The following is a 22,631-nucleotide window of genomic DNA, read 5'->3' on the forward strand; positions in this document are numbered from 1 at the left end:
GTGTGCAAACTCCCATATTTGACCGCGCTGGATCGCCCTACAGCGGCAAATGCCGACTCAGCAACGCCCGCAACGCCGCAGGCTTCACCGGCTTGGCCAGATAATCCAACCCCGCCGCATGCACCTCGGCCACCATCTCCGGGCGGCCGTCGGCGCTGATCACCACGCCGGGAATCGGCTCCGCCAATTGCGCTCGCAGCCAACCCATCAGTTCAGTCCCGGTTTCGCCATGGTCCAGGTGGTAGTCCACCAGGGCCAGTTGCGGGCGCACGCCGTCGGCGAGCAACGCTGCGCATTGGGCCTGGTCGGTGGCGGTCCACACCTCGCAGCCCCAACGCGTCAGCAGGCTGCGCATGCCGATCAAGATGCTCTCTTCGTTATCTACACACAGCACCTGTGCACCGCTCAATGGCAGGCCGTTTTCCTGGGGGGGCTTGATCGGAGCGCTGACTTGATTGCGCGCCAACGGCACGCGCACGCTGAACACGCTGCCCTTGCCTGGCCATGAGCGCACGCTCAACCGATGGCCGAGTACGCGACACAAGCCATCGGCGATCGCCAGGCCCAGCCCCAGTCCTTTCTCCGCGCGGGTCTGGTGACTGTCCAGGCGCTTGAATTCTTCGAAGATCACCTTCTGTTTATCCAGCGGGATGCCGGGGCCACGGTCCCACACTTCCAGGCACAGCTCGCCCTTGCGTCGGCGCACGCCCAGCAGTACCGGGCCGTCGGCATAACGGAAAGCGTTTGTCAGAAAATTCTGCAGGATGCGCCGCAGCAACTTGATATCGCTGTCGACGCGCAAGCGACTGCCGCGCAGGCGGAAACGCAGGCCTTGCTCCTGGGCCAGCGCTTTAAACTCCGCGCCCAAGGTGTCGAACAGTTCGTTAAGCACAAAAGGCTGGCGCTGCGGATTGATCTTGCCGTTTTCCAGGCGCGAGATGTCCAGCAGGTCGCTGATCAGGTCCTCGGCAGAGCGTAGGGAACTGTCCAGATGCTGCACCAATTGCCGGGCTTCGCTGGACAGGCCGTCGTTCTGATGGGAAAGGGCGGCGGAGAACAGGCGTGCGGCATTCAAGGGTTGCATCAAGTCATGGCTCACGGCCGCCAGAAAGCGCGTCTTCGACTGGCTCGCGGACTCGGCCACGCCCTTGGCATCGGTGAGCGCGACGTTGAGTTGCGACAGTTCGTAGGTACGCGCGGTCACCCGTTGTTCCAGGCCTTCGTTGGCCTCGGTGAGTGCCTGTTCGGCTTCGCGGAACGCGGTGATGTCAGTGAAACTCATGACGAAACCGCCGCCGGGCATCGGGTTGCCGATCAGCTCGATCACCCGGCCATTGGGGAACAAGCGCTCGGAGGTGTGCGCACGGCCCTGGCGCATCCAGTGCAGGCGGCGCGCCACATGCACTTCGGCCTCACCCGGCCCGCACAGCCCGCGTTCGGCGTTGTAGCGGATGATGTCGGCGATCGGCCGGCCCACGCTGATCAGCCCGTCCGGATAGTTGAACAGCTCCAGATAACGCCGGTTCCAGGCCACCAGCTTGAGGGACTGGTCGACCACGCTGATGCCCTGGGTGATGTTCTCGATGGCGCCTTGCAGCAAAGCGCGGTTGAACTGCAGCACCTCCGAGGCTTCATCAGCGATGCGGACGACGTCCTCCAGCTGCATTTCCCGACCTTCGATGGCCGCTTTTACCACTGCGCGTGTCGAAGACGCTCCCAGCACGCCGGCCAATAAGCGCTCGGTATGGGCGATCCAATCGTTGTCGGCGTTCTGGTTGGGGTTGAAGCCCTTTCCCTGGCGATAGGCGAAGCGGATAAAGCTTTGCTGGGCGCGTTCTTCACCGACAAAACGCGCCGCCAGGCTGAGCAAGTCGCTGATTTGCACCGACAACATCGAGCGGGCGCTGGCGCGTTGGCTGATTTCCTGGCCGATGAAACGCCCGGCTTGCCAGTGTTCTGACACGCGTGTGCGCGACAGCATCGACACCCACACAAACAGCGTGAAGTTACCCGCCAGGGAGAACACGGTGCCCAAGGTCAATGAGGTGACGGACAGGCCCAGCGGGTGGGAGTGCATCCAGGTCAGCCCTGGGAAAAGGCTGAGGGACCAGCCCAGGCTTTTCGCCGTCACCGGTAGGACCAAGGTGTAGAGCCACAGGAAAGTACCGGCTGCGAGCCCTGCGAACACACCGCGTCGGTTCGCTTGTTTCCAATACAGCGCACCGAGCATGGCCGGCGCCAGTTGGGTCACGGCGGCAAAGGCGATCTGGCCGATGGTCGCCAGGCTCGCAGTAGAGCCGAGCAGGCGATAGCTGACGTAGGCCAGCAACAGAATGATCACGATGCTCACCCGGCGTACCGACAGCATCCAGTGGCGAAACACTTCGAACGGCCGTTCGGCGCTGGAACGACGCAGCAGCCAGGGCAGCAGCATGTCGTTAGACACCATGGTCGACAGGGCGATGCTCGCCACGATCACCATGCCGGTGGCCGCCGACGCACCGCCGATAAATGCCAGCACGGCCAGCGCCGGATGAGCTTCGGCCATGGGCAGGCTGATCACATAGGAGTCCGGCAATACCGAGCTGGGCAGCAGCATCTTGCCGCCGAGGGCGATAGGGATCACGAACAACGCGGCCAGCACCAGGTACGCGGGAAACACCCACTTGGCCAGGCGCAGGTCCTGGGGATCGATGTTCTCCACCACCGTGACATGGAACTGCCGAGGCAGGCAGATAATCGCCATCATGGCCACACCGGTCTGTACCACCATTGATGGCCAGTTGACGGTCTCCTTCCAGTATTCATCCAGGCGAGGCGCGAGCATGGCCTGGCTGAACAGGTCGCCGAAACCGTCGTACAACCCGTAGGTCACAAACGCGCCGACCGCAAGAAACGCGAGCAACTTGACCAGGGATTCAAACGCAATCGCCAGCACCATGCCGCGGTGGTGTTCCGTGGCATCGAGGTTGCGCGTACCAAACACAATGGTGAACAGCGCCAGCACCAGCGAGACGATCAGCGCGGTGTCCTGGGCGCGGGTGCCGGTGGTGTCGGCGCCGGCGCCGATCAGCAGGTTGACGCCCAGTACGATGCCTTTGAGTTGCAGGGCGATATAAGGCAGCACGCCGACCAGGCAGATCAGTGCGACCACCACGGCGAGGGATTGGGATTTGCCGTAGCGCGCCGCAATAAAGTCGGCGATAGAGGTAATGTTTTCCTGCTTGCTGATCAGAATCATCTTCTGCAGCACCCAAGGTGCCAGTACCAACAACAGCACCGGTCCCAGGTAGATCGGTAAAAATGCCCACAACTGTTCGGCAGCCTGGCCTACAGCGCCGAAGAAGGTCCAACTGGTGCAATACACGGCCAGCGACAGGCTGTACACCCAGGCGCGCATACGCGGCGGCAGTGGCGCACGGCGACGATCACCGTAGAAGGCGATGGCAAACATAATGGCCATATAGGCCAGGGCAACGGTGGCGATCAGCCCGCTGGACAGCGTCATGGTAACTCCGAGCATAAGAACACCCGGGCATTCCGGGCCCGGTTGGACAGTCTCGCAGAATGCTGGGGGTTAGTCAGTGTCGACCAAGGTCTGAGCGCGACGTGATGTCGCGGCCTAGCGGGGTGGCAGGGTTTTCTGGCGCAGGATGTAAATAGTCACCAGCACCGCGCTGGTCAGCATGAAACCACGTGCCCACGGCAGTGGCACCAGGTAGCAGGAGACGCTGATGCTCAGCCACATCAGGCCGATGGCGTAGACCTTGCCCTTGAGAGGGATGCCATTGCCGTCCAGGTAATCACGGATCCATGGGCCCAGGCGGGGGTGTTGCACCAGCCAATGGTAGAAACGCGGAGAGCTTCTGGCGAAACAGGCGGCAGCAAGGAGTAGGAAGGGTGTGGTCGGCAATACCGGTAGGAAAATGCCTATCACCCCCAACGCTACGCTCAGCCAGCCGATGGCCAGCAGCCCGTAGCGCAGGAGCAGTGAACGATTGCCCATGGGTGTCACGGGCAAGCGACTCAGTGGTGACGTGGCTTGAGGATCGCCGGTTTTTCGTCAGGAGCGTTGCACAGCAGGTACAGCGCAGTCAGGGCTTCCGGGATCTGAACGATCATGTCGTCCATCAGGTTGGCATCGGCGGCGATGTCGGCGAACTCAGGCTGGTCGTCGAACAGGCCCGAACCGACCATGATCGGCAGCAGCATTTCGCTGACTTCTTCCTCGGCGGTTTCGAACCAGGCGGCTTCGCGCAGGAACACACCTTCCATGAAGCCGATGCACCAGCCGCGCAGATCGGAGTCATCCGGTTCTTCGCCCAGGTCCAGCTCGCACGGCAGCTCGAATTCCTCGTCGGAGGCCAGTTGGCGACCGATGTGGGCCTTGAGGGCCAGCAGGGTGGATTCGATTTCTTCGCGTTGGGCGGCGTCGGTGTAGTGCGGCTCTTCGGCGAACAACGCGTCGATCCATTCACGGTCAGGTACGACTTCGGAGCAGATCGACAGGGCGGTCAGGTAGCCGTGGGCGGCCACGTAGTCCAGCGCCTCGTCATGCAGCTCATCGGCGTCGAGGAAGGCTTGCAGGCGGGTTAGTTGCTCAGCGAAGGACATTGAAGGACTACCTTGGGAATAAACGATGCTGAATTCTAGGCTTTCTTGAGCGCACAGGCCAGCCGAACGGCATTTTAGATCGCGGTCGCTATTCGTCAGTGGCGCCCTTTGCCAGGTAGCGCTCGGGTATACTGCCGCGTTTTGTGATGCCCTTGCAGGCCAAGCGCCAGTCCGCGAAAACTTCGCTTACGGATTTTTTCCCGTGAAAGCGCATTTTTTCGGCCAGCCTGTACAGAGGGATTTCGGCACTATTTTGGAGTTTTACATGCTCGAGCAGGCACAACGCGTCCTCAAGGACATCTTCGGCTACGACAGTTTTCGTGGCCGCCAGGGTGCGATCATTGAGCGCGTGGCCAGCGGCGGTGACGCCTTGGTCCTGATGCCTACCGGCGGCGGCAAGTCGTTGTGCTTCCAGGTGCCGGCGCTGTTGCGCAATGGCCTGGCGGTGGTGGTGTCGCCGTTGATCGCGTTGATGGACGACCAGGTGGCGACCCTTGAAGAGCTCGGTGTCGCCGCTGCTTCGTTGAACTCTACCCTCAGTGCCGAGCAGCAGCGCGACCTGGCGGCGCGTATCAAGCGCGGTGAAGTGAAGATGCTGTACCTGGCCCCCGAGCGTCTGGTGCAGCCGCGCATGCTGGCTTTTTTGCAGAGCCTGGAAATTGCCCTGTTCGCCATCGACGAAGCCCACTGTGTGTCCCAATGGGGTCATGACTTTCGCCGTGAGTATTTGCAACTGGGTCAATTGGCCGAGCTGTTTCCCGATGTGCCGCGCATTGCCCTGACCGCCACCGCCGACAAGCGTACCCGCGAAGAAATCGTCGAGCGCCTGCACCTGCAGAACGCCGAGCGCTTCCTGTCGAGCTTTGACCGGCCGAATATTTTCTACCGCATCGTGCCCAAGGAGCAGCCGCGCAAGCAGTTGCTGGCGTTCCTCTCGGAGCGACGCAGCGATGCGGGCATCGTCTATTGCCTATCGCGCAAGAAGGTCGATGAAGTCGCCGCGTTTCTCTGTGAGCAAGGCTACCCGGCGCTGCCGTATCACGCCGGCCTGCCGAATGACCTGCGTGCCTACCACCAGAACCGCTTCCTCAACGAGGAAGGCCTGATCATGGTGGCCACCATCGCGTTCGGCATGGGCATCGACAAGTCCAACGTGCGATTCGTCGCGCACATGGACCTGCCCAAATCCCTTGAGGCGTACTACCAGGAAACCGGACGTGCCGGCCGTGATGGTTTGCCGGCGGATGCGTGGATGGTCTACGGCCTGCAGGACGTGGTGATGCTCAAGCAGATGCTGCAGAATTCCGAGGGCGACGAGCGCCACAAGCGCCTGGAGCAACACAAGCTCGACGCGATGCTCTCGCTGTGTGAGGAGACCCGCTGCCGCCGCCAGACCTTGCTGGCGTATTTCGATGAAGACATGCCCGAACCCTGTGGCCATTGCGACAACTGTGTCGACGGCGTGCAGACCTGGGATGCCACTGAGCCGGCGCGCCAAGGCTTGTCCGCTATCTACCGCACCGGTCAGCGTTACGGCGTCGGCCACCTGGTGGACGTGTTGCTGGGCAAGGACAACGAGAAGGTGCGCAGCTTCGGCCACGAAAAACTCTCGGTCTACGGCGTCGGCAAGGCCCGCGCCGAAGGCGAGTGGCGCTCGTTGTTCCGGCAGATGGTGGCGCGTGGCCTGGTGGACATCGATATCGAGGGGTTTGGCGGCCTACGTCTGAATGACAGCTGCCGGCCGTTGCTCAAGGGCGAAGTCAGCCTGGAGCTGCGTCGCGACCTCAAGCCGCAAACCACCGCCAAGAGCAGCACCAGCCAGGCCAGCCAGTTGGTGCGTGGCGAGGAACGCGAACAGTGGGAAGCCTTGCGCACCCTGCGCCGCAAACTGGCGCAGGAACACAGCGTGCCGCCGTACGTTATTTTCCCCGACTCCACCTTGCTGGAGATGCTGCGCGAGCAGCCCACCAGCATGGCCGAGATGGCGCGGGTCAGTGGGGTGGGCGCGCGCAAGCTGGAGCGTTATGGCCAGGCCTTCCTCGAAGTGCTCGGCGGCCAGGCCGAGGCGCCAAAGGAAGTCGCCGATATCCGCCACGAACTGATCAGCCTGGCACGCGCCGGTATGACCCCGGTCCAGATCGCCGGTCAGTTGCAGTGCTCGGAGAAGAACGTCTACACCTTGCTTGCCGAATCCATTGGCAAGCAGCAACTGTCGTTGGAGCAGGCCCTTGATTTGCCAGAGGATCTGCTCGGTGAAATCCAAGACGCGTTCTTGGACGGAGAGGGCGAATTGCCACCTGTGGCGGAGATTGCCCCGCTGTTTACCGGGCGTGTTCCGGAAGGTGTTTTGTACTGCGTGCGGGCGGCTTTGCAGTCTGAATTCGAAATTTAGTGCGCCAATTGCGACAATGTAACGAATCAGTACATAGCAACTCTTGCCTACGGGCAAAGCTCATGCTTAGCTGACTAATAATTAGCCACACTTTATTTTCAGTCTAAAACATGAGTTTTTTATGCCGTTAACCGATCAACACCGATTTGGCATGCAATTGGCGCAAATGTCCCGTGGTTGGCGCGCCGAGTTGGACCGCCGCTTGGCCGGGCTTGGCCTGTCCCAGGCGCGCTGGCTGGTGCTGTTGCACCTGGCCCGTTTCGAAGAGGCACCCACCCAACGTGAGCTGGCGCAAAGCGTCGGGGTAGAAGGGCCGACACTGGCCCGGCTGCTGGACAGTCTGGAAGGTCAGGGCCTGGTGCAACGCCAGGCCGTGGTGGAAGACCGTCGTGCCAAGCGTATCTTGTTGTGTGACACCGCCCGTCCCTTGATCGAACAGATTGAAACCATCGCTACCGCACTGCGGCATGAGCTGTTTGTGGGTGTGGATGAAGCTGATTTGAGCGTGTGCATGCGCGTGCATGCACACATCCTGTCGAATCTGGAAAAGTCCTGAAGAAACCACTGGGCGGGCTCACCACACAAGCCCGTTCCCACATCGGGTTCAGCGTAAGCCTTTAGAACGTCTGCCCCAGGTTCAGGTACACCGCCTTCTGATTATCATCATTGAACCCATAGCTGAAATTCAGCGGCCCCAGCGGTGTATCGAACCCCAGGAAAATACTCGCCGCATTGATATACCCGCTGTCGAATTCATTGTCGTTGTTCCACGCCCGGCCGCGCTCCAGTGACGCGCCCAGGTACAGCGGGAAATCCAGCGGCAGGTACGAACGCGGCGTGAGCCTGCGGTAGTACACCGCGCGCATCAGGCTGATGTTCTGGCCTGAGATTGCGTCCTGGCGGAAGCCCGACAACTGTCGCGCACCGCCCAGCAGGAAGCTGGAAATCACCACGTCCGAATCATCCAGGGTACGCCCGTAGCGCCCGCCCAGCACCAGGGTATCCGGGCCGTGGCTCATGGCTTTGTCGAGCTTGAACTCCCACTGGCGGTAGCGCTGGTCCGAGCCCAGCCCAGGTTCGAACTCGCGGTAGGCCAGGCCGATGTCTTCACCGGTATGGGGGAAGTACACGTTATCCAGGGAATCGAAGGAGTACTTCAGCTCATAGAAGCCTTCGCTGAAACTTACACTGGGCAGATCCCGGTCGCCGATGCGCACATCCGCCTTACCCCAGGCTTCGCCGACGCCAAAGCGGATTTCGCCGCTGTTGCCGATCTGTCGTCCGACGTTCAAGCCGAAGCCGTAGCGTTCCAGGCGATATTCGGAGATGGGGTCGTTGTCCAGGATCAGCTCGACGTTCTGAGCCTGGGCGCTGATATACGGCGCGACAAAGTAACGCGAACCGGTGTCCATCGGCTGATAGAACTCGCTGTACAGCTCTTGGCGATCACCGATCTGTACCCGCGTCAGCCATTCGGCGCCGAGGCGGTTGATACCATTCATGCGGTAGCTGGCGCCGAGGTTGAAAGCGCTGTCGCCACGCATGTCATCCGACAGGTTCAACCCCAGTCGCAGGTAGTCGGTGCCGCTGCGTTTGCCGCGCGCACTGATCACCAGGGTGTTGTCTTGACCCTTTTTCACCACGCGGTATTGCACCTGCTCAAAATAGTCCAGGCCGTAAAGGGTGCCCATGTCCGTTTGCAGGCGGCCCAGGTTCAGCGGTTCGCCCAGGGGTTGGCGGATGTAGTAGCGGATCACGTCGTCGCTGACTTTCGAGTCGTTTTCCACGTTGATGGCGGTGATCACTGGTGTGCGTTCGCCGGGTGCACGGGCGGCCACCAATTGCGGGTCGATCGGCTCGGCAGGGCGCACGTGGGCCAGGCGGGCATCAAGGGCGCGGGTGGCGCGGTAGCCGGCATCGATCATGTCTTTGGCGCGGCCGAAGTCAGTCACGCCGTAGGCGGCGAGGGGTGGCTGGATCAGCACGTCCTTGGGGTGCAGGGCCTTGAGTTGTTCTTCGGAATTACGCCGGGTCATCAGGGTGATCGACTGGTTGAGTACGTCCACCACCGTCGCCAGTTGCTTGCGCGAACGCAGTGGGGTGCCGATGTCGACGACGATGGCGATATCCACGCCCATTTCACGCGCCACATCCAGCGGGATGTTGTCGGTCATGCCGCCGTCCACCAGCAGCCGGCCGTCCAGTTCCACTGGCGCGAATACCGCCGGGATCGACATGCTGGCGCGGATTACCTGGGGGAGGTGACCCTTGCGGAACACCACCTTCTCGCCGGTGGTGATATCAGTCGCCACGGCGCGGAAGGGGATCGGCAGCTTGTCGAAGTTACGCGTGTTGCTGCTGTGGGCGAACATGCTCTCCAGCAGCAGCGCCAGGTTCTGGCCCTGGATTACGCCCAGTGGCAGACCCAGGCTGCCGTCGTCGCGGAAGCTGAGTTTCTGCTTGACCAGGAAATCTCGGTCATCCTGCTTGCGCCGGAACGGCACGTCTTCCCGGGGCGGTGCGTCGGACAGCGCCTGTTGCCAGTCGATGCTCAGCGCCAGTTTTTCCAGCTCATCGATCTTGTAGCCCGACGCGTACAGCCCGCCGATCACCGCGCCCATGCTGGTGCCGGCAATCGCGTCGATCTGGATGCCTTGCTCTTCCAGCGCCTTGAGCACGCCGATATGGGCTAGGCCACGGGCGGCGCCGCCGGAGAGCACCAGGCCGATTTTCGGACGTGGCGGTTCAACGGCGTCGGCTAGAAGAGGGATCAGGCACAGAAACAGGCAGGACAGCAGGCGGCGCATCATGAATCTCTAGGCTGGGCGATAAAGGCCGGTATTATAGCCACTCGATCCGCCGAGCCCGTTACGCCTGGAACCTCTCAAATTATGTCTTCGATCAAACCCGAGATCGTCATCACCTATTGCACCCAGTGCCAGTGGCTGCTGCGCGCCGCCTGGCTGGCGCAGGAATTGTTGAGTACGTTTGCCGATGACCTGGGGAAAGTGTCGCTGGAGCCGGCCACCGGTGGCGCGTTTCGCATCACCTGCGACGGCGTGCAGATCTGGGAACGTAAGGCTGATGGTGGCTTTCCTGAAGCCAAAGTGCTGAAGCAGCGTGTACGCGACCGGATAGACCCGCAGCGTGACCTGGGGCACAACGATCGTACGCAGTGAAAGTCACCACCTGATGAGGGCGGTGACCTTGTGGTGCAGCGTTATTTGGCCGCCATCTTTTGTTTGATGAAGCCAATAAGCCAGGTCAGCAACAGCCCACCGACGCCACCGCCAACAATATTGCTGCCGACCGCCGCCACATCCAGCGCCTCGCCGCCGGAGGTGCCCGTCAGTGCCGCGACGAGCTGACCCATCACCAGTCCGCCTACACCACCGATAACGGTATTGAGCCCGGTCCCCAGGCTCTGTTTGGTCATTCCTGCAATGTTGCCGCCGACGGCCCCGCTGATAATCTGCACCAACAAACTGATGAACATTTCCATAGTAAAGCTCCCGCATCGCGTTGAGGTTTTGACCACTCGCGTGCAGCAACTTCAGAAAATACCCAGGCTGTCGTCGAGCTGTCGGTTATCCGTTGAACGACTACTCACTGTTGCGGATATTTAAAGTATAGATCAGACCGTTACAGCGGGCTGTTTGGCTTGGCTGGCGCTGCCCATCAGGCCGGACAGCACAATGGCGACAATGATCAGCGCGCCCCCCAGCAGCATGCGCAACGTCGGGGTTTCGGCAAACAGCAGCCAGGCCGCGGTGATGCCGTAGACCGGCTCCATGGCAAACACCACCGAAGCAGTGCGTGCCTTGATCACTGCGAGGCTGGCGACAAACAGGCTGTGGGCCAGGCCGGTGCAGAACACGCCGAGCAGGCCGATCCACAGCCAGTCAATCGCCCTGACATCCGCCAGCGCCGGGGCCGCGACGGGCAACAGGCACACCGCGACCACCACGTTCTGGCACAGCGCTGCCTGCACCGCCGGGATGCGCCCGGAACTGGCGCGGTTGTTCAGCGACAGCAGCGAAAACAGCAACCCCGAGGCGATCCCCCAGAGCAACCCGCTGGTGGCTTCGCTGGCGAGGTTGAAGTCCGGGGTCACCAGCACCAGGCCGACGCTGACCAGCGCCACTAGCATCACTTCGTTAGCCCGGATGCGCTCGCGGAAGATCAACCCTTCGAGGATCACGGTAAAGGCCGGGAACGCGGTGAAGCCCAGGGTCGCGACGGCCACGCCGGCCACCTTCACCGCTATAAAGAACGTCACCCAATGCGCCGCCAGTAATACACCGCTGACCAGTAGCCGGCGCCAGTCACGCAGCTCCAGCGTTTTCCAGGCGGTGTTGCTGGCGAACCGTGCAAACACCGCCAGGGCAACCACGGCAAACGCGGCGCGGCCAAAGACGATGACGGCCGGCGAGGCGGCGGCCAGTTTGCCGAATACGCCGGTGAGGCCAAACATCAGTGCGCCGATATGCAGGGCGCCGAGGGCTGAGCGGGGAGTCATTGCGATCCTTGAATAAAACGGGTGACAGAAGCGCAGTCTAGTGGCTCGCCAGTACAGGTGTCTGTCGCTCGGCTCGCGATTTTTATCGCGAGGCTCTCGCTACGCGTTGCGTCGCAAAGCACCCGGGGAGGCGCCAAACTCACGCAGCATCGCCGCCGCAAATGCACTTTGCGAGGTATAGCCGACGCGCTCAGCGATTTCGCCGATGGGCAACGGGGTTTTGCGCAGCAGGTCCAAAGCCATTTGCAGGCGACGGCTACGGATATAGTCCATCGGCGTCTGCCCGCATTCCGCCATGAAGCGTGCATGCAAGCGCGGCACCGACAGGTCGGCGATGCGCGCCAGGTCGGCCACCTGCAGCGGGTGTGCAACATGGCGCTCGATATGCGCGTTGAACGCCGCGTACGGCAAACGCCGGCCCAGCGCCGGTTGGGCTGGCGGATGGTTGAGACTGGCCATTAGCAGGATCGCACCTTGCTGGACGATCAGCGGGTCATGCACCGGGCTGTGCGCCAGCCATTGCACCAGTTGGTGCTGCCGTGAGTCCAGGGTCAGCCGCGCCGGTTGATCCAGCAGGCGGCGACTGGCATCGGCGTGTTCCCCCAGCGATTGCAGCACCCAGTGCTCGGTGGGCACATCCAGCACCAGGCAGCGGCTGCCATCGCGACTGCAGCACGCATGGTGGGCGGAGAAGGGCAGCACCATCACGCTGCTTTCGCGCACCTGGCTGCCACGGCCGTTCACTTCCAGGTCCAGATGCCCGGACAGGCCGAACACCAATTGCGCATGGTCATGGCTGTGGGCGAGGGGCGCTTCGACGTAGTGGCGTAGGGTGAGGGCGGGTCCCATTGCGGTCTCCTGGGCGGCAAGCGGGCAGTCTACAACGCTTTGCGGGCACTGAGCGCTGTCATCAGACTGACGCATCGTTGTCATGGGCTATTAATCGCCAGGGTGCAAGCTCGCGAAAACACCGTCGAGGGATGCCCATGACCAGTGCCGAGTTCGCCAAGCCCAGCCGCAAGCAACGGGTTCGTACCCTGTGGATTTCCGATGTGCACCTGGGCACCCGGGATTGCCAGGCCGAACATTTGTCGCAGTTCCTCAAGGGTTATCACGCCGACAAGGTCTACCTGGTCGGTGACATCATCGACGGCTGGAAACTGCGTGGCGGCATGTATTGGCCCCAGGCCCACACCAACGTGATCCGCCGCCTGCTGACCATGGCCAAGCGCGGTACCGAAGTGATCTACGTCACCGGCAACCATGACGAATTCCTGCGTCGTTATTCCAAGCTGATCCTGGGCAACATCCAGTTGGTGGACGAAGCGGTACACGTGACTGCCGATGGCCGGCATCTGTTAGTGATTCATGGCGATCAGTTTGACGTGATCACCCGTTACCACCGCTGGCTGGCGTTCCTTGGTGACTCGGCTTACGAGTTCACCCTCACGCTGAACCGCTGGCTGAACCACTGGCGTGCGCGCTATGGCTATGGCTATTGGTCGCTGTCTGCGTACCTCAAGCACAAGGTCAAGACGGCGGTGAACTTCATCAGCGATTTCGAAGAAGCCATCGCCCATGAAGTGACCAAGCGTGAGCTGCACGGCGTGGTCTGCGGGCATATCCACCATGCGGAGATTCGCAAGGTGGGCGAGGTGGATTACCTCAATTGTGGGGATTGGGTGGAGTCGTGCACGGCGTTGATCGAGCACTGGGATGGGAGTATCGAGTTGTATCGGTTGGCGGATGCGCAAGCGAAAGCAGCACTGCTAAAAGCTGAGATGGTTGCGGGCTAGAGGATTATCACAGCCAAGCAATGTGGGAGATGGCAAGCCAGCTCCCATATGGGGTCCCGGTTTCTTCAGTTGGAAACGTCGGCGATGGCTTTGGCCAGCAATGTCAGGCGTGTCGCATCGATGCCGGCCACGTTGGCCCGTCCCGAACTCACCATATACACGCTGTGTTTCTCGCGCAGTTGCTTCACCTGTTCGGCACTCAAGCCGGTGTAGGAAAACATCCCGCGCTGCGCCCCGATATGCGCGAACCGCGCCGACAAGCCGTGTGGCGCCAACGCCTCCACCAGCCCCGAACGCAGGTGGGCGATTCGCGAACGCATGGCTTCAACCTCGTCGCTCCACCGCTTTTTCAGCTCGGCATCACCCAGGATGGTCGCCACCACCGCAGCACCATGGTCCGGCGGCGTCGACCACAGGTTACGCGCCGTGTTGGCAAGCTGGCTGCGTACATCCGTCAGCTTCTCGGCATCCGCCGCACACACGATCAACGCGCCGACGCGGTCGCTGTACAAGCCGAAGTTCTTCGAGCACGAACTGGTCACCAGCACTTCCGGCAGCTCCGCCGCAAACAGCCGCACCGCCCAAGCATCCTGCTCCAAGCCGTCGCCAAAGCCCTGGTAGGCGAAGTCGATCAGCGGCAGCAGCTGGCGCTCGCGCACGATCTGCAGTACCTGGCGCCAATCGTCCTGGGACAGGTCGAAACCCGTCGGGTTGTGGCAGCAGGCGTGCAGCAGCACGACATCGCCCTTGGGCACTGTGGACAAGGTGGCGAGCATCGCCGCCACGTCCAGGCGGTTGTCAGCGCCCACGTACGGGTAATGACTGACTGGAATGCCAGCCTTGGCAAAGATAGTTTCGTGGATCGGCCAGGTCGGATTGCTCAGCCACACGCCACGGCCCGGCAGGTTGTGCGCAATGAAGTCGGCGCTCAGGCGCAGGGCGCCAGTGCCGCCTGGGGTCTGGGTGGCGCCGGCGCGGCGCTCGCGAATCAATGCCGAATCGGCACCGAGCACCAGCTCGCAGATCAGCGTGCCGAAGGCCGCATTACCGTGGCCGCCGATGTAGGTCTTGGTGGTTTGCGTGTCCACCAGGCGCTGCTCGGCCAACTTGACCGAGTGCGGAATCGGCGTCAGGCCCTGATCATCCTTATAGACGCCCACGCCCAGGTCGAATTTGTTCGGGTTGGTGTCGTGGGCGTACAGGTCCATCAGCCCGAGGATCGGGTCGCCGGGCACGCGGCCAATGGCATCGAAATGCATTACTTGCGGCCCTCGGCGTCCTTGGCCACTTCGTCGGTGCGCGCGGCCATGATGAAGTCGTTGCGGTGCAGGCCTTTGATGGAGTGGCTCCACCAGGTCACGGTGACTTTGCCCCATTCGGTGAGCAGGCCCGGGTGATGGCCTTCGGCTTCGGAGATTTCACCCATGGCGTTGGTAAAGGCCAGGGCGAATTTGAAGTTCTTGAACAGGAAAACCTTTTCCAGTTGCATCACGCCGTCGCGGACTTCGATGTTCCAGTCGGGGATCTGCTTGAGCAGCACCGGCAATTCTTCATCGCTGACTTGTGGGGCATCGGCGCGGCAGGCTTCGCAATGGGCTTGGTTCAACGTGGTCATGGTGGTGTCCTGAATTCGAGTGTTTGAAGATCAGTAGCGTCACCCTAAAGCAACGCGCGGCCAGGGAACAGACTCACCTGGCCTCAAGATGTAAGGTTCACGCCGCCTTGGGCTTGGGCGGAAACTTCGGTGCGTGCAGACCCAACTGCATGCCACGCTCCACCATGCCCATGATGTCCTCCTGCGCCACTTCAAACAGGCGCTTGAGGTCAGGCAGCACGAAATACAGCGGTTGCAGAATGTCGATGCGATACGGCGTGCGCATCGCTTCCAGCGGGTCGAACACTTGATGCTCGGGCTCGGACGACAGGCTGTACACCGTCTCCTTGGGCGACGACAGAATGCCGCCACCGTAGATGCGTCGACCTTCGGGCGTGTCCACCAGGCCGAACTCGATGGTCATCCAGTACAGGCGCGCCAGGTACACCCGTTGCTCCTTGGTGGCCGCCAGGCCGAGCTTGCCGTAGGTGTGGGTGAATTCAGCAAACCAAGGGTTGGTCAGCAGCGGGCAGTGGCCGAAGATCTCGTGAAAAATGTCCGGCTCTTGCAGATAGTCCAGTTCTTCGCGGGTGCGGATAAATGTCGCCACCGGAAACTGTTTGCTGGCGAGTAATTCGAAGAACGTCTGGAAGGGGATCAGCGCCGGCACACGGGCGACCTGCCAGCCAGTGGTCTCGGCCAGCACCTTGTTGATTTCATCCAGTTGCGGAATACGATCGTGGGGCAGGCCGAGCTTGTCGATGCCATCCAGGTATTCCTGGCAGGCGCGACCCTCGATCACTTTCAACTGGCGAGTGATCAGGGTGTTCCACACCGCATGTTCTTCCTGCGAGTAGTGGATAAAACCTTGCGCATCGGGCTCGCGGGCCACGTATTGCGTCTGCTTCATACGGCTCTCCTGCTAGGCATTCGTTCTTGTTATGTCCTGCGATGAGCTTATTGATACCCCGTGCGCGGCCAGATTCCATCTGTTTAAAGCGGCCACAGGTAGGAAAAGTTACCGCTTTTCGTAAAGTATTCGTTACGCTTGTGGGGGTGGCCGTTGTGCTGGGCTGTGAAAAGCCCGCAGGCTGTCACATAATCTTGACGACTATCTGCGCCCAGCGACAAAAAGACGCGGCGCCTCCCCACTTTTCGGGCCTCTTCATGCGTATCAAAGTGCACTGCCAGAACCGCATCGGCATCCTGCGGGACATCCTCAACCTGCTCGTGGAGTATGGCGTCAACGTCGCCAAGGGCGAGGTGGGCGGTGAGCATGGTAATGCCATCTACCTGTTTTGCCCGAACCTGGTGAACATGCAATTCCAGGCGTTGCGCCCGCAGTTCGAGGCGATTGCCGGGGTATTTGGTGTCAAAAGGGTAGGGCTGATGCCCAGCGAGCGTCGGCATATGGAGCTCAATGCGCTGCTTGGTGCCTTGGAGTTTCCGGTGTTGTCCATCGATATGGGCGGCTCGATCGTCGCCGCCAACCGTGCGGCGGCGCAGTTGCTCGGGGTGCGTGTGGACGAGGTGCCGGGGATTCCGCTGTCGCGCTACGCCGAGGACTTTGATCTGCCCGAACTGGTCCGCGCCAGCAAATCGCGGATCAACGGCCTGCGGGTCAAGGTCAAGGGCGACGTGTTCCTGGCGGATATCGCGCCGCTGCAATCCTCCGAACATGACGACAGCGAAGCCATGGCCGGTGCCGTGCTGACCCTGCACCGCGCTGACCGCGTCGGTGAGCGCATCTACAACGTGCGCAAGCAGGAACTGCGCGGCTTTGACAGCATCTTCCAAAGCTCCAAGGTCATGGCCGCCGTGGTACGCGAAGCCCGACGCATGGCGCCGCTGGATGCGCCTCTATTAATAGAAGGCGAAACCGGCACTGGCAAGGAACTGCTGGCGCGTGCCTGTCACTTGGCCAGCCCACGTGGGCAATCGCCGTTGATGGCGCTCAACTGCGCGGGCCTGCCCGAGTCGATGGCCGAGACCGAGCTGTTCGGCTACGGCCCCGGCGCGTTCGAAGGCGCACGCGCCGAAGGCAAGTTGGGGCTGTTGGAGCTGACGGCGGGGGGGACGTTGTTTCTCGATGGTGTCGGAGAAATGAGCGCACGCTTGCAGGTGAAATTGCTGCGCTTCCTGCAGGACGGTTGCTTCCGTCGCGTAGGCAGCGATGAAGAGGTCTACCTGGACGTGCGCGTGATCTGCGCCACGCAGGTGGACTTGTCCGAGCTGTGCGCCCGTGGCGAATTCCGTCAGGACCTCTACCACCGCCTCAATGTGTTGTCCCTGCATATCCCGCCCCTGCGCGAATGCCTCGACGGGCTGGCGCCCTTGGTGGATCACTTTCTCGACCAGGCCAGCCGGCAGATCGGCTGCCCCCTGCCGAAGCTGGCGCCGGCTGCGATGGATCGCCTGAGCCACTACCACTGGCCAGGCAATGTGCGGCAACTGGAAAACGTGCTGTTCCAGGCGGTGTCGTTGTGCGAGGGCGGGACGGTGAAGGTCGAGCATATCCGCTTGCCGGATTATGGCGTGCGTCAGCCGCTTGGCGATTTTTCCCTGGAGGGCGGCCTGGAGGACATCGTCGGCCGCTTCGAGAAGGCGGTGTTGGAAGCCTTGTACGCCGAGCATTCCAGCAGCCGACAGTTGGGCAAGCGCCTGGGGGTGTCCCACACCACCATCGCCAATAAGTTGCGTGATTACGAAATTCTCAAGGCTGACAAGTGATTGTCTGACACTCCTAGGTCAACACACATTTGATCTTTGTCGCTAATACGACCGGGGTTTGCCGTTAGCGGCAGTAGTCCGCCGTTTTTTCGACTCGCGCCCAATCACGAAATCATCACACCTCAGCGAAAACCCCCGCCCCGCCTGCACTTCATCGTCTTTTTAAAAGTTGGTTCGCAAATTGCTTAAGCCTCATCAGTACAGCGGTGGGCGGCAAGCGTCCGTCAGAAAGAGGAAAGAGCGTGGACAAGTACCTTTATGTGGCAATGACCGGCGCCAGCCAGAATGCTCTGGCGCAGAAGGCCCATGCCAACAACCTGGCGAACATTTCCACCAATGGTTTCCAACGTGATCTGGAGCAGGCGCGTTCGATGCCGGTGTTCGGTGACAGCTTTCCGGCGCGGGCGTTTGCCATGACCGAACGCCCAGCCACTGACTTCACCCCCGGCGCCATGATCGAGACCGGCCGTGACCTGGACGTTGCCGTCAATGGCGATGGCTGGATGGCCGTGCAGACCCCGGACGGTGGCGAAGCCTACGTGCGCAGCGCGAGCATGAACGTCGATGCATTGGGCGTGCTGCGCGCCGGCAACGGTATGCCGATCATGGGTAACGGTGGTCCGATTGCCGTGCCGCCGCAGCAGAAGATCGAAGTGGGTTCCGACGGCACCATCAGTATCCGTGCCATGGGCGAGGGCCCGCGGGTGATGGCAGAAGTGGACCGCATCAAGCTGGTCCAGCCTGACCTGAAGAACATGAATAAAGGCCTGGACGGCACCATCCACACCAAGGATGGCCAGCCAGCCCAAGCCGACGCGAACGTCAAGCTGACCTCGGGTTTCCTGCAGGCGAGCAACGTCAATGCCGTGGAAGAAATGACCGCGGTGCTGGCGCTTTCCAAACAGTTCGAGCTGCACATCAAGATGATGAACAGCGCCAAGGAAGACGATCAGGCCATGACTCGCGTCATGCAGATGAGCTGATAGCCGCGTCACTGAACCACGACTAATTTCGCAGCGCAGCGCCAACAAACAGGCGCACGAAGGAGAACAGCATGCTTCCGGCTCTATGGGTTGCCAAAACAGGTTTGTCCGCCCAGGACACCAACCTGACCACCATTTCCAACAACCTGGCCAACGTGTCGACCACGGGTTTCAAACGTGACCGCGCCGAGTTCCAGGACTTGCTTTATCAGATCAAGAAGCAACCAGGCGCCCAGTCGACCCAGGACAGCGAACTGCCGTCGGGCCTGCAATTGGGTACCGGTGTGCAGATCGTCGGCACCCAGAAGAACTTCAGCGCCGGTAACCTGCAACAGACCGGCCAGCCGCTGGACATGGCCATCAACGGCCGTGGCTTCTTCCAGATCCTGCAGCCAGACGGCACGACTTCCTACACCCGTGACGGTACTTTCCACCTGGACTCCAACGGCCAGATCGTCACCGCCAACGGTTTCGCCCTGGAGCCGGCCGTGGTTGTTCCTGCTGACGCCAAGACGTTCACCGTCGGCAACGACGGCACTGTGTCCATCACCGTGGCCGGCAACCCGGCGTCGCAAGTGATCGGCAACCTGCAGACCGCCGACTTCATCAACCCGGCCGGCCTGCAAGCCATGGGTAACAACCTGTTCCTGGAAACCGCCTCCAGCGGCGCGCCGCAAATCGGTACGCCTGGCTTGAACGGTTTCGGCACGACGCTGCAAAGCACCCTGGAAACGTCCAACGTGAGCACGGTTGAGGAGATGGTCAACATGATCACCACCCAGCGCGCCTACGAGATGAACTCCAAGGTGATTTCCACCGCCGACCAGATGCTTTCGTTCGTAACGCAGAATCTGTAATCAAGTCTATGGGGCGCTCTTGAGGGCGCCTGCAACACCGTGAGGTAAGGGTCATGAATCGCTATGTTTCCGTTCTGGCATTGAGTGGGATTGCCGTGCTCGCGGGCTGTGTCGCCCCGACGCCAAAACCCAATGACCCGTACTACGCGCCGGTGTTGCCACGTACGCCGTTGCCGGCGGCTGCCAACAATGGTTCGATCTATCAGGCCGGCTTCGAACAGAACCTGTACAGCGACCGCAAGGCGTTCCGGGTCGGTGACATCATCACCATCACCCTGAACGAGCGCACCCAGGCCAGCAAGAACGCCAACTCTCAAGTCGGCAAGACCAGCAAGGCTGGTATCGGTCTGACGTCGTTGTTCGGCGCTGTGCCCAACGTCAACAACCCATTGGGTGATGGCGACCTGAGCCTCAGCGCCGGCTACAGCGGTGACCGTGCCACCAACGGCAAGAGTGCAGCGGGGCAGGGCAACAGCCTGACCGGTTCGATCACCGTGACCGTGGCCGATGTACTGCCCAACGGCATCATCGCCGTACGCGGTGAAAAGTGGATGACCCTCAACACCGGCGACGAGCTGGTGCGCATTGCCGGCATGGTCCGTGCCGATGACATCTCCACCGACAACACCGTGCCGTCCACGCGGATTGCCGATGCACGCATCACTTATTCCGGCACGGGCGCCTTTGCCGATGCGAGCCAGCCGGGCTGGTTCGACCGTTTCTTCCTTAGCCCGCTGTTCCCTTTCTAGGTGGCCACTTTGAACTTCAAACAGCTGATGGCGGCCGTACTCCTGCTTTCCTTGAGCGCTGTCGCCCAGGCCGAACGCCTGAAGGACATCGCCAGCATCTCCGGCGTGCGTTCCAACCAGTTGATCGGCTACGGCCTGGTGGTGGGGCTCAACGGTACGGGTGACCAGACCACGCAGACCCCGTTCACCCTGCAGACCTTCAATAACATGCTCTCGCAGTTCGGCATCAAGGTGCCGGCGGGATCGGGCAACGTGCAGTTGAAAAACGTCGCGGCCGTGTCGATCAGTGCTGACTTGCCGGCGTTCTCCAAGCCGGGCCAAGTGGTGGACATCACCGTGTCGTCCATCGGTAACTCGAAAAGCCTGCGTGGCGGCACCTTGCTGATGACGCCGCTCAAAGGTATTGACGGCAACGTCTACGCCATCGCCCAGGGCAACCTGGTGGTGGGCGGGTTTGACGCCGAAGGTCGCGACGGGTCGAAGATCACCGTCAACGTGCCATCGGCCGGTCGTATTCCGGGTGGCGCCACGGTTGAACGCACCGTGCCGAGCGGTTTCAACCAAGGCAACAGCCTGACCCTGAACCTCAACCGCTCCGACTTCACCACCGCCAAGCGCGTGGTCGACAAGATCAACGACATGCTCGGCCCAGGCGTGGCCCAGGCCATCGACGGCGGCTCGATCCGTGTGACTGCGCCGCTGGATCCAAGCCAGCGTGTCGACTATTTGTCGATCCTGGAAAACCTGGAAGTCGACCCAGGCCAGGCCGTGGCCAAAGTCATCATCAACTCGCGTACCGGCACCATCGTGATCGGCCAGAACGTCAAGGTGTCGCCGGCAGCGGTGACCCACGGCAGCCTGACCGTGACCATCACCGAAGATCCGATCGTCAGCCAGCCAGGGCCTTTGTCCAACGGCCAGACGGCGGTGGTGCCACGTTCGCGCGTCAATGCTCAGCAAGAAGCCAAGCCGATGTTCAAGTTCGGCCCCGGCACCACCCTGGATGAGATTGTCCGTGCGGTGAACCAGGTGGGCGCAGCGCCCGGCGACTTGATGGCGATCCTTGAAGCGCTGAAACAGGCCGGCGCCTTGCAAGCCGACCTGATCGTGATCTGAGGCCATGGCCATGGATATGCGCAAGAGCGGTATCAGCAGCACGGCGGACTCGGGGTCTTACTCCGACTTGAACCGGCTTAACCAGCTCAAGGTCGGCGACGACAAAAACAGCGAAGGCAACATGCGCAAGGTCGCGCAGGAGTTCGAGTCGCTGTTCTTGAGCGAGATGCTCAAGTCCATGCGTTCGGCCACCGAGGCGCTGGGCAAGGACAACCCGATGAACACGCCGGCCGCCAAGCAGTACCAGGAAATGTACGACCAGCAACTGGCGGTTTCGATGTCCCGCGAAGGCGGTGGTATCGGCCTGGCTGACGTGCTGATGCGCCAGATGCAAAAGAACAAACCGGTGGAGGCCCAGGCCGCCACGTTGCAAGGCCCGGCGGCTGCCGAAGCTGTGAAGAAAGTTGATGTGCCGACGGAGATTGCGGCGGGTACCCAGGCCGTAGGTCCGTTGGGCCGCTCCAATGGCCAGCGCCCGCTGTGGGCTTACCGCGTGGCGGAGCCACAGGCCGGCGCCGTGGCCTCCCACAGCAATGACATGGAGCTGATGAATCAGCGCCGTATTGCCTTGCCAAGCAAGCTGACCGATCGCCTACTCGCCGGCATCGTGCCGAACGCGCCAGTCGCGATCGATGCCAAAAGCGCACCGCTGCGTAACAGTGCGGCCGACGACAACGTGGTCAACAGCACCGCGCGCACGTTTGCCGTGCCGAGCGGGCGCATGCAGGTCTACGGCCGCGCCGTGGCCCAGCCACCGTTGGCGCCGGCGAAGAAAGCCTTCAGTTCGCAGGACGAATTCGTCGCCACCATGTTGCCGATGGCCAAGGCGGCTGCCGCGCGCATTGGTGTCGATCCGAAGTACCTGGTGGCCCAGGCTGCCCTGGAAACCGGTTGGGGTAAATCGGTGATGCGCGCAGAGGATGGCAGCAGCAGCCACAACCTGTTCGGCATCAAGGCTGGCCAGAGTTGGCAGGGCGGCCAGGCCCGCGCGATCACCAGCGAGTTTCGCGATGGGGCGATGGTCAAGGAGACGGCGCAGTTCCGTTCCTACAGCTCGTACCAGGACAGCTTCCACGACCTGGTGACCTTGCTGCAAAGCAATGATCGCTATAAAGAAGTTGTGAAGTCGGCCGACAACCCGGAACAGTTTGTTCGCGAGTTGCAAAAAGCCGGTTACGCCACCGACCCGGCCTATGCCAGCAAGATTTCGCAGATCGCCAAAACGATGGACAGTTACCAGAACTACGCTGCCGCTGGCGCAACCACACATTTATAAGGTCT

At 61.6% G+C, this 22,631-nt stretch carries 20 protein-coding genes; 10 read left to right on the forward strand and 10 right to left on the reverse strand.

Translation table 11 applies throughout. The annotated features are described in order from the left end of the window. Positions 1–37: 37 nt before the first annotated feature. The 3 genes from AB4O08_RS20610 to AB4O08_RS20620 all read right to left on the reverse strand — a co-directional run bounded on the left by AB4O08_RS20610 (position 38) and on the right by AB4O08_RS20620 (position 4,614). Complete coding sequence (locus AB4O08_RS20610) at positions 38–3,508, reverse strand: hybrid sensor histidine kinase/response regulator (protein ID WP_460114315.1); 3,471 nt, start codon at positions 3,506–3,508, stop codon at positions 38–40. 114 nt (positions 3,509–3,622) lie between these two features. Next, on the reverse strand, positions 3,623–4,006 hold the full coding sequence (locus tag AB4O08_RS20615; protein WP_010208705.1) for a YbaN family protein: 384 nt from the start codon (positions 4,004–4,006) through the stop codon (positions 3,623–3,625). A gap of 20 nt (positions 4,007–4,026) precedes the next feature. Beyond that, on the reverse strand, positions 4,027–4,614 hold the full coding sequence (locus AB4O08_RS20620) for a UPF0149 family protein (RefSeq protein ID WP_010208706.1): 588 nt from the start codon (positions 4,612–4,614) through the stop codon (positions 4,027–4,029). A gap of 265 nt (positions 4,615–4,879) precedes the next feature. On the opposite strand from AB4O08_RS20620, the gene recQ reads away from it, so the two are divergent. After that, positions 4,880–7,006, forward strand: coding sequence for a DNA helicase RecQ (gene recQ, locus AB4O08_RS20625; RefSeq protein WP_460114316.1), 2,127 nt, complete (start codon positions 4,880–4,882; stop codon positions 7,004–7,006). A 121-nt stretch (positions 7,007–7,127) separates the two neighbouring features. After that, complete coding sequence (locus tag AB4O08_RS20630; protein WP_010208708.1) at positions 7,128–7,562, forward strand: MarR family transcriptional regulator; 435 nt, start codon at positions 7,128–7,130, stop codon at positions 7,560–7,562. 61 nt (positions 7,563–7,623) lie between these two features. Here AB4O08_RS20630 and AB4O08_RS20635 read toward each other — a convergent pair whose 3' ends face one another. Further along, entirely contained in the window at positions 7,624–9,813 is a 2,190-nt protein-coding gene (locus AB4O08_RS20635; protein WP_010208711.1) for a patatin-like phospholipase family protein, read from the reverse strand. Between the two features lie 84 nt (positions 9,814–9,897). On the opposite strand from AB4O08_RS20635, the gene AB4O08_RS20640 reads away from it, so the two are divergent. Beyond that, positions 9,898–10,185: an Rdx family protein gene (locus AB4O08_RS20640; protein ID WP_021490851.1), complete on the forward strand. Its 288-nt coding sequence runs from the start codon at positions 9,898–9,900 to the stop codon at positions 10,183–10,185. Between the two features lie 41 nt (positions 10,186–10,226). Here the strand turns inward: AB4O08_RS20640 and AB4O08_RS20645 are convergent, their stop codons facing one another. The 3 genes from AB4O08_RS20645 to AB4O08_RS20655 form a co-directional block, all read right to left on the reverse strand. After that, positions 10,227–10,508 carry a hypothetical protein gene (locus AB4O08_RS20645; protein WP_460114317.1) on the reverse strand — a complete coding sequence of 94 codons (282 nt, stop codon included), beginning with the start codon at positions 10,506–10,508 and terminating at the stop codon, positions 10,227–10,229. Positions 10,509–10,640: 132 nt separating this feature from the next. Further along, a complete protein-coding gene (locus AB4O08_RS20650; RefSeq protein WP_021490850.1) occupies positions 10,641–11,525 on the reverse strand; it encodes a DMT family transporter in 885 nt (294 codons plus the stop codon). 99 nt (positions 11,526–11,624) lie between these two features. Next, positions 11,625–12,374: an AraC family transcriptional regulator gene (locus tag AB4O08_RS20655; protein ID WP_044287607.1), complete on the reverse strand. Its 750-nt coding sequence runs from the start codon at positions 12,372–12,374 to the stop codon at positions 11,625–11,627. 137 nt (positions 12,375–12,511) lie between these two features. On the opposite strand from AB4O08_RS20655, the gene AB4O08_RS20660 reads away from it, so the two are divergent. Continuing rightward, positions 12,512–13,321 carry a UDP-2,3-diacylglucosamine diphosphatase gene (locus AB4O08_RS20660; RefSeq protein ID WP_010208719.1) on the forward strand — a complete coding sequence of 270 codons (810 nt, stop codon included), beginning with the start codon at positions 12,512–12,514 and terminating at the stop codon, positions 13,319–13,321. A 65-nt stretch (positions 13,322–13,386) separates the two neighbouring features. On the opposite strand, the gene AB4O08_RS20665 is transcribed toward AB4O08_RS20660, so the two are convergent. The 3 genes from AB4O08_RS20665 to phhA form a co-directional block, all read right to left on the reverse strand. Further along, positions 13,387–14,580: an amino acid aminotransferase gene (locus AB4O08_RS20665; RefSeq protein ID WP_021490849.1), complete on the reverse strand. Its 1,194-nt coding sequence runs from the start codon at positions 14,578–14,580 to the stop codon at positions 13,387–13,389. Further along, the gene (locus AB4O08_RS20670) at positions 14,580–14,936 is read right to left on the reverse strand and encodes a 4a-hydroxytetrahydrobiopterin dehydratase (RefSeq protein WP_010208721.1); all 357 of its coding nucleotides are present in this window, start codon (positions 14,934–14,936) and stop codon (positions 14,580–14,582) included. Before AB4O08_RS20670 ends, AB4O08_RS20665 begins: the two co-directional genes overlap by 1 nt. Positions 14,937–15,033: 97 nt before the next feature. Beyond that, positions 15,034–15,825 carry a phenylalanine 4-monooxygenase gene (gene phhA, locus AB4O08_RS20675; protein WP_044287603.1) on the reverse strand — a complete coding sequence of 264 codons (792 nt, stop codon included), beginning with the start codon at positions 15,823–15,825 and terminating at the stop codon, positions 15,034–15,036. A gap of 257 nt (positions 15,826–16,082) precedes the next feature. On the opposite strand from phhA, the gene AB4O08_RS20680 reads away from it, so the two are divergent. From AB4O08_RS20680 to flgJ, 6 genes are all read left to right on the forward strand, one after another. After that, entirely contained in the window at positions 16,083–17,645 is a 1,563-nt protein-coding gene (locus AB4O08_RS20680) for a sigma-54-dependent phenylalanine hydroxylase transcriptional regulator PhhR (protein ID WP_010208723.1), read from the forward strand. Positions 17,646–17,887: 242 nt separating this feature from the next. Then, positions 17,888–18,628 carry a flagellar basal body rod protein FlgF gene (locus AB4O08_RS20685; RefSeq protein ID WP_010208724.1) on the forward strand — a complete coding sequence of 247 codons (741 nt, stop codon included), beginning with the start codon at positions 17,888–17,890 and terminating at the stop codon, positions 18,626–18,628. Positions 18,629–18,699: 71 nt separating this feature from the next. Beyond that, positions 18,700–19,485, forward strand: a complete 786-nt coding sequence (gene flgG / locus AB4O08_RS20690; protein ID WP_005790105.1) for a flagellar basal-body rod protein FlgG — start codon at positions 18,700–18,702, stop codon at positions 19,483–19,485. Positions 19,486–19,538: 53 nt separating this feature from the next. Further along, the gene (gene flgH, locus AB4O08_RS20695) at positions 19,539–20,234 is read left to right on the forward strand and encodes a flagellar basal body L-ring protein FlgH (RefSeq protein ID WP_010208725.1); all 696 of its coding nucleotides are present in this window, start codon (positions 19,539–19,541) and stop codon (positions 20,232–20,234) included. A 27-nt stretch (positions 20,235–20,261) separates the two neighbouring features. Beyond that, positions 20,262–21,350, forward strand: coding sequence for a flagellar basal body P-ring protein FlgI (locus AB4O08_RS20700; RefSeq protein WP_460114873.1), 1,089 nt, complete (start codon positions 20,262–20,264; stop codon positions 21,348–21,350). Positions 21,351–21,354: 4 nt separating this feature from the next. After that, positions 21,355–22,626 (forward strand): flagellar assembly peptidoglycan hydrolase FlgJ, encoded by a 1,272-nt coding sequence (gene flgJ, locus AB4O08_RS20705; protein ID WP_010208727.1) that lies wholly within the window; start codon positions 21,355–21,357, stop codon positions 22,624–22,626. Positions 22,627–22,631 lie beyond the last annotated feature (5 nt).

It is taken from the genome of Pseudomonas sp. H3_E07, assembly GCF_054668895.1.

Bases quoted from the DNA above. Each gene is read 5' to 3' on its own strand.
- AB4O08_RS20640 (WP_021490851.1), top strand. From the start codon at position 9,898: ATGTCTTCGATCAAACCCGAGATCGTCATCACCTATTGCACCCAGTGC.
- AB4O08_RS20610 (WP_460114315.1), bottom strand. From the start codon at position 3,508: ATGACGCTGTCCAGCGGGCTGATCGCCACCGTTGCCCTGGCCTATATG.
- AB4O08_RS20645 (WP_460114317.1), bottom strand. From the start codon at position 10,508: ATGGAAATGTTCATCAGTTTGTTGGTGCAGATTATCAGCGGGGCCGTC.
- AB4O08_RS20620 (WP_010208706.1), bottom strand. From the start codon at position 4,614: ATGTCCTTCGCTGAGCAACTAACCCGCCTGCAAGCCTTCCTCGACGCC.
- AB4O08_RS20680 (WP_010208723.1), top strand. From the start codon at position 16,083: ATGCGTATCAAAGTGCACTGCCAGAACCGCATCGGCATCCTGCGGGAC.
- AB4O08_RS20630 (WP_010208708.1), top strand. From the start codon at position 7,128: ATGCCGTTAACCGATCAACACCGATTTGGCATGCAATTGGCGCAAATG.
- AB4O08_RS20665 (WP_021490849.1), bottom strand. From the start codon at position 14,580: ATGCATTTCGATGCCATTGGCCGCGTGCCCGGCGACCCGATCCTCGGG.
- AB4O08_RS20650 (WP_021490850.1), bottom strand. From the start codon at position 11,525: ATGACTCCCCGCTCAGCCCTCGGCGCCCTGCATATCGGCGCACTGATG.
- AB4O08_RS20660 (WP_010208719.1), top strand. From the start codon at position 12,512: ATGACCAGTGCCGAGTTCGCCAAGCCCAGCCGCAAGCAACGGGTTCGT.
- AB4O08_RS20700 (WP_460114873.1), top strand. From the start codon at position 20,262: ATGGCGGCCGTACTCCTGCTTTCCTTGAGCGCTGTCGCCCAGGCCGAA.
- recQ (WP_460114316.1), top strand. From the start codon at position 4,880: ATGCTCGAGCAGGCACAACGCGTCCTCAAGGACATCTTCGGCTACGAC.
- flgH (WP_010208725.1), top strand. From the start codon at position 19,539: ATGAATCGCTATGTTTCCGTTCTGGCATTGAGTGGGATTGCCGTGCTC.
- flgJ (WP_010208727.1), top strand. From the start codon at position 21,355: ATGGCCATGGATATGCGCAAGAGCGGTATCAGCAGCACGGCGGACTCG.
- AB4O08_RS20635 (WP_010208711.1), bottom strand. From the start codon at position 9,813: ATGCGCCGCCTGCTGTCCTGCCTGTTTCTGTGCCTGATCCCTCTTCTA.
- AB4O08_RS20670 (WP_010208721.1), bottom strand. From the start codon at position 14,936: ATGACCACGTTGAACCAAGCCCATTGCGAAGCCTGCCGCGCCGATGCC.
- AB4O08_RS20655 (WP_044287607.1), bottom strand. From the start codon at position 12,374: ATGGGACCCGCCCTCACCCTACGCCACTACGTCGAAGCGCCCCTCGCC.
- AB4O08_RS20615 (WP_010208705.1), bottom strand. From the start codon at position 4,006: ATGGGCAATCGTTCACTGCTCCTGCGCTACGGGCTGCTGGCCATCGGC.
- phhA (WP_044287603.1), bottom strand. From the start codon at position 15,825: ATGAAGCAGACGCAATACGTGGCCCGCGAGCCCGATGCGCAAGGTTTT.
- flgG (WP_005790105.1), top strand. From the start codon at position 18,700: ATGCTTCCGGCTCTATGGGTTGCCAAAACAGGTTTGTCCGCCCAGGAC.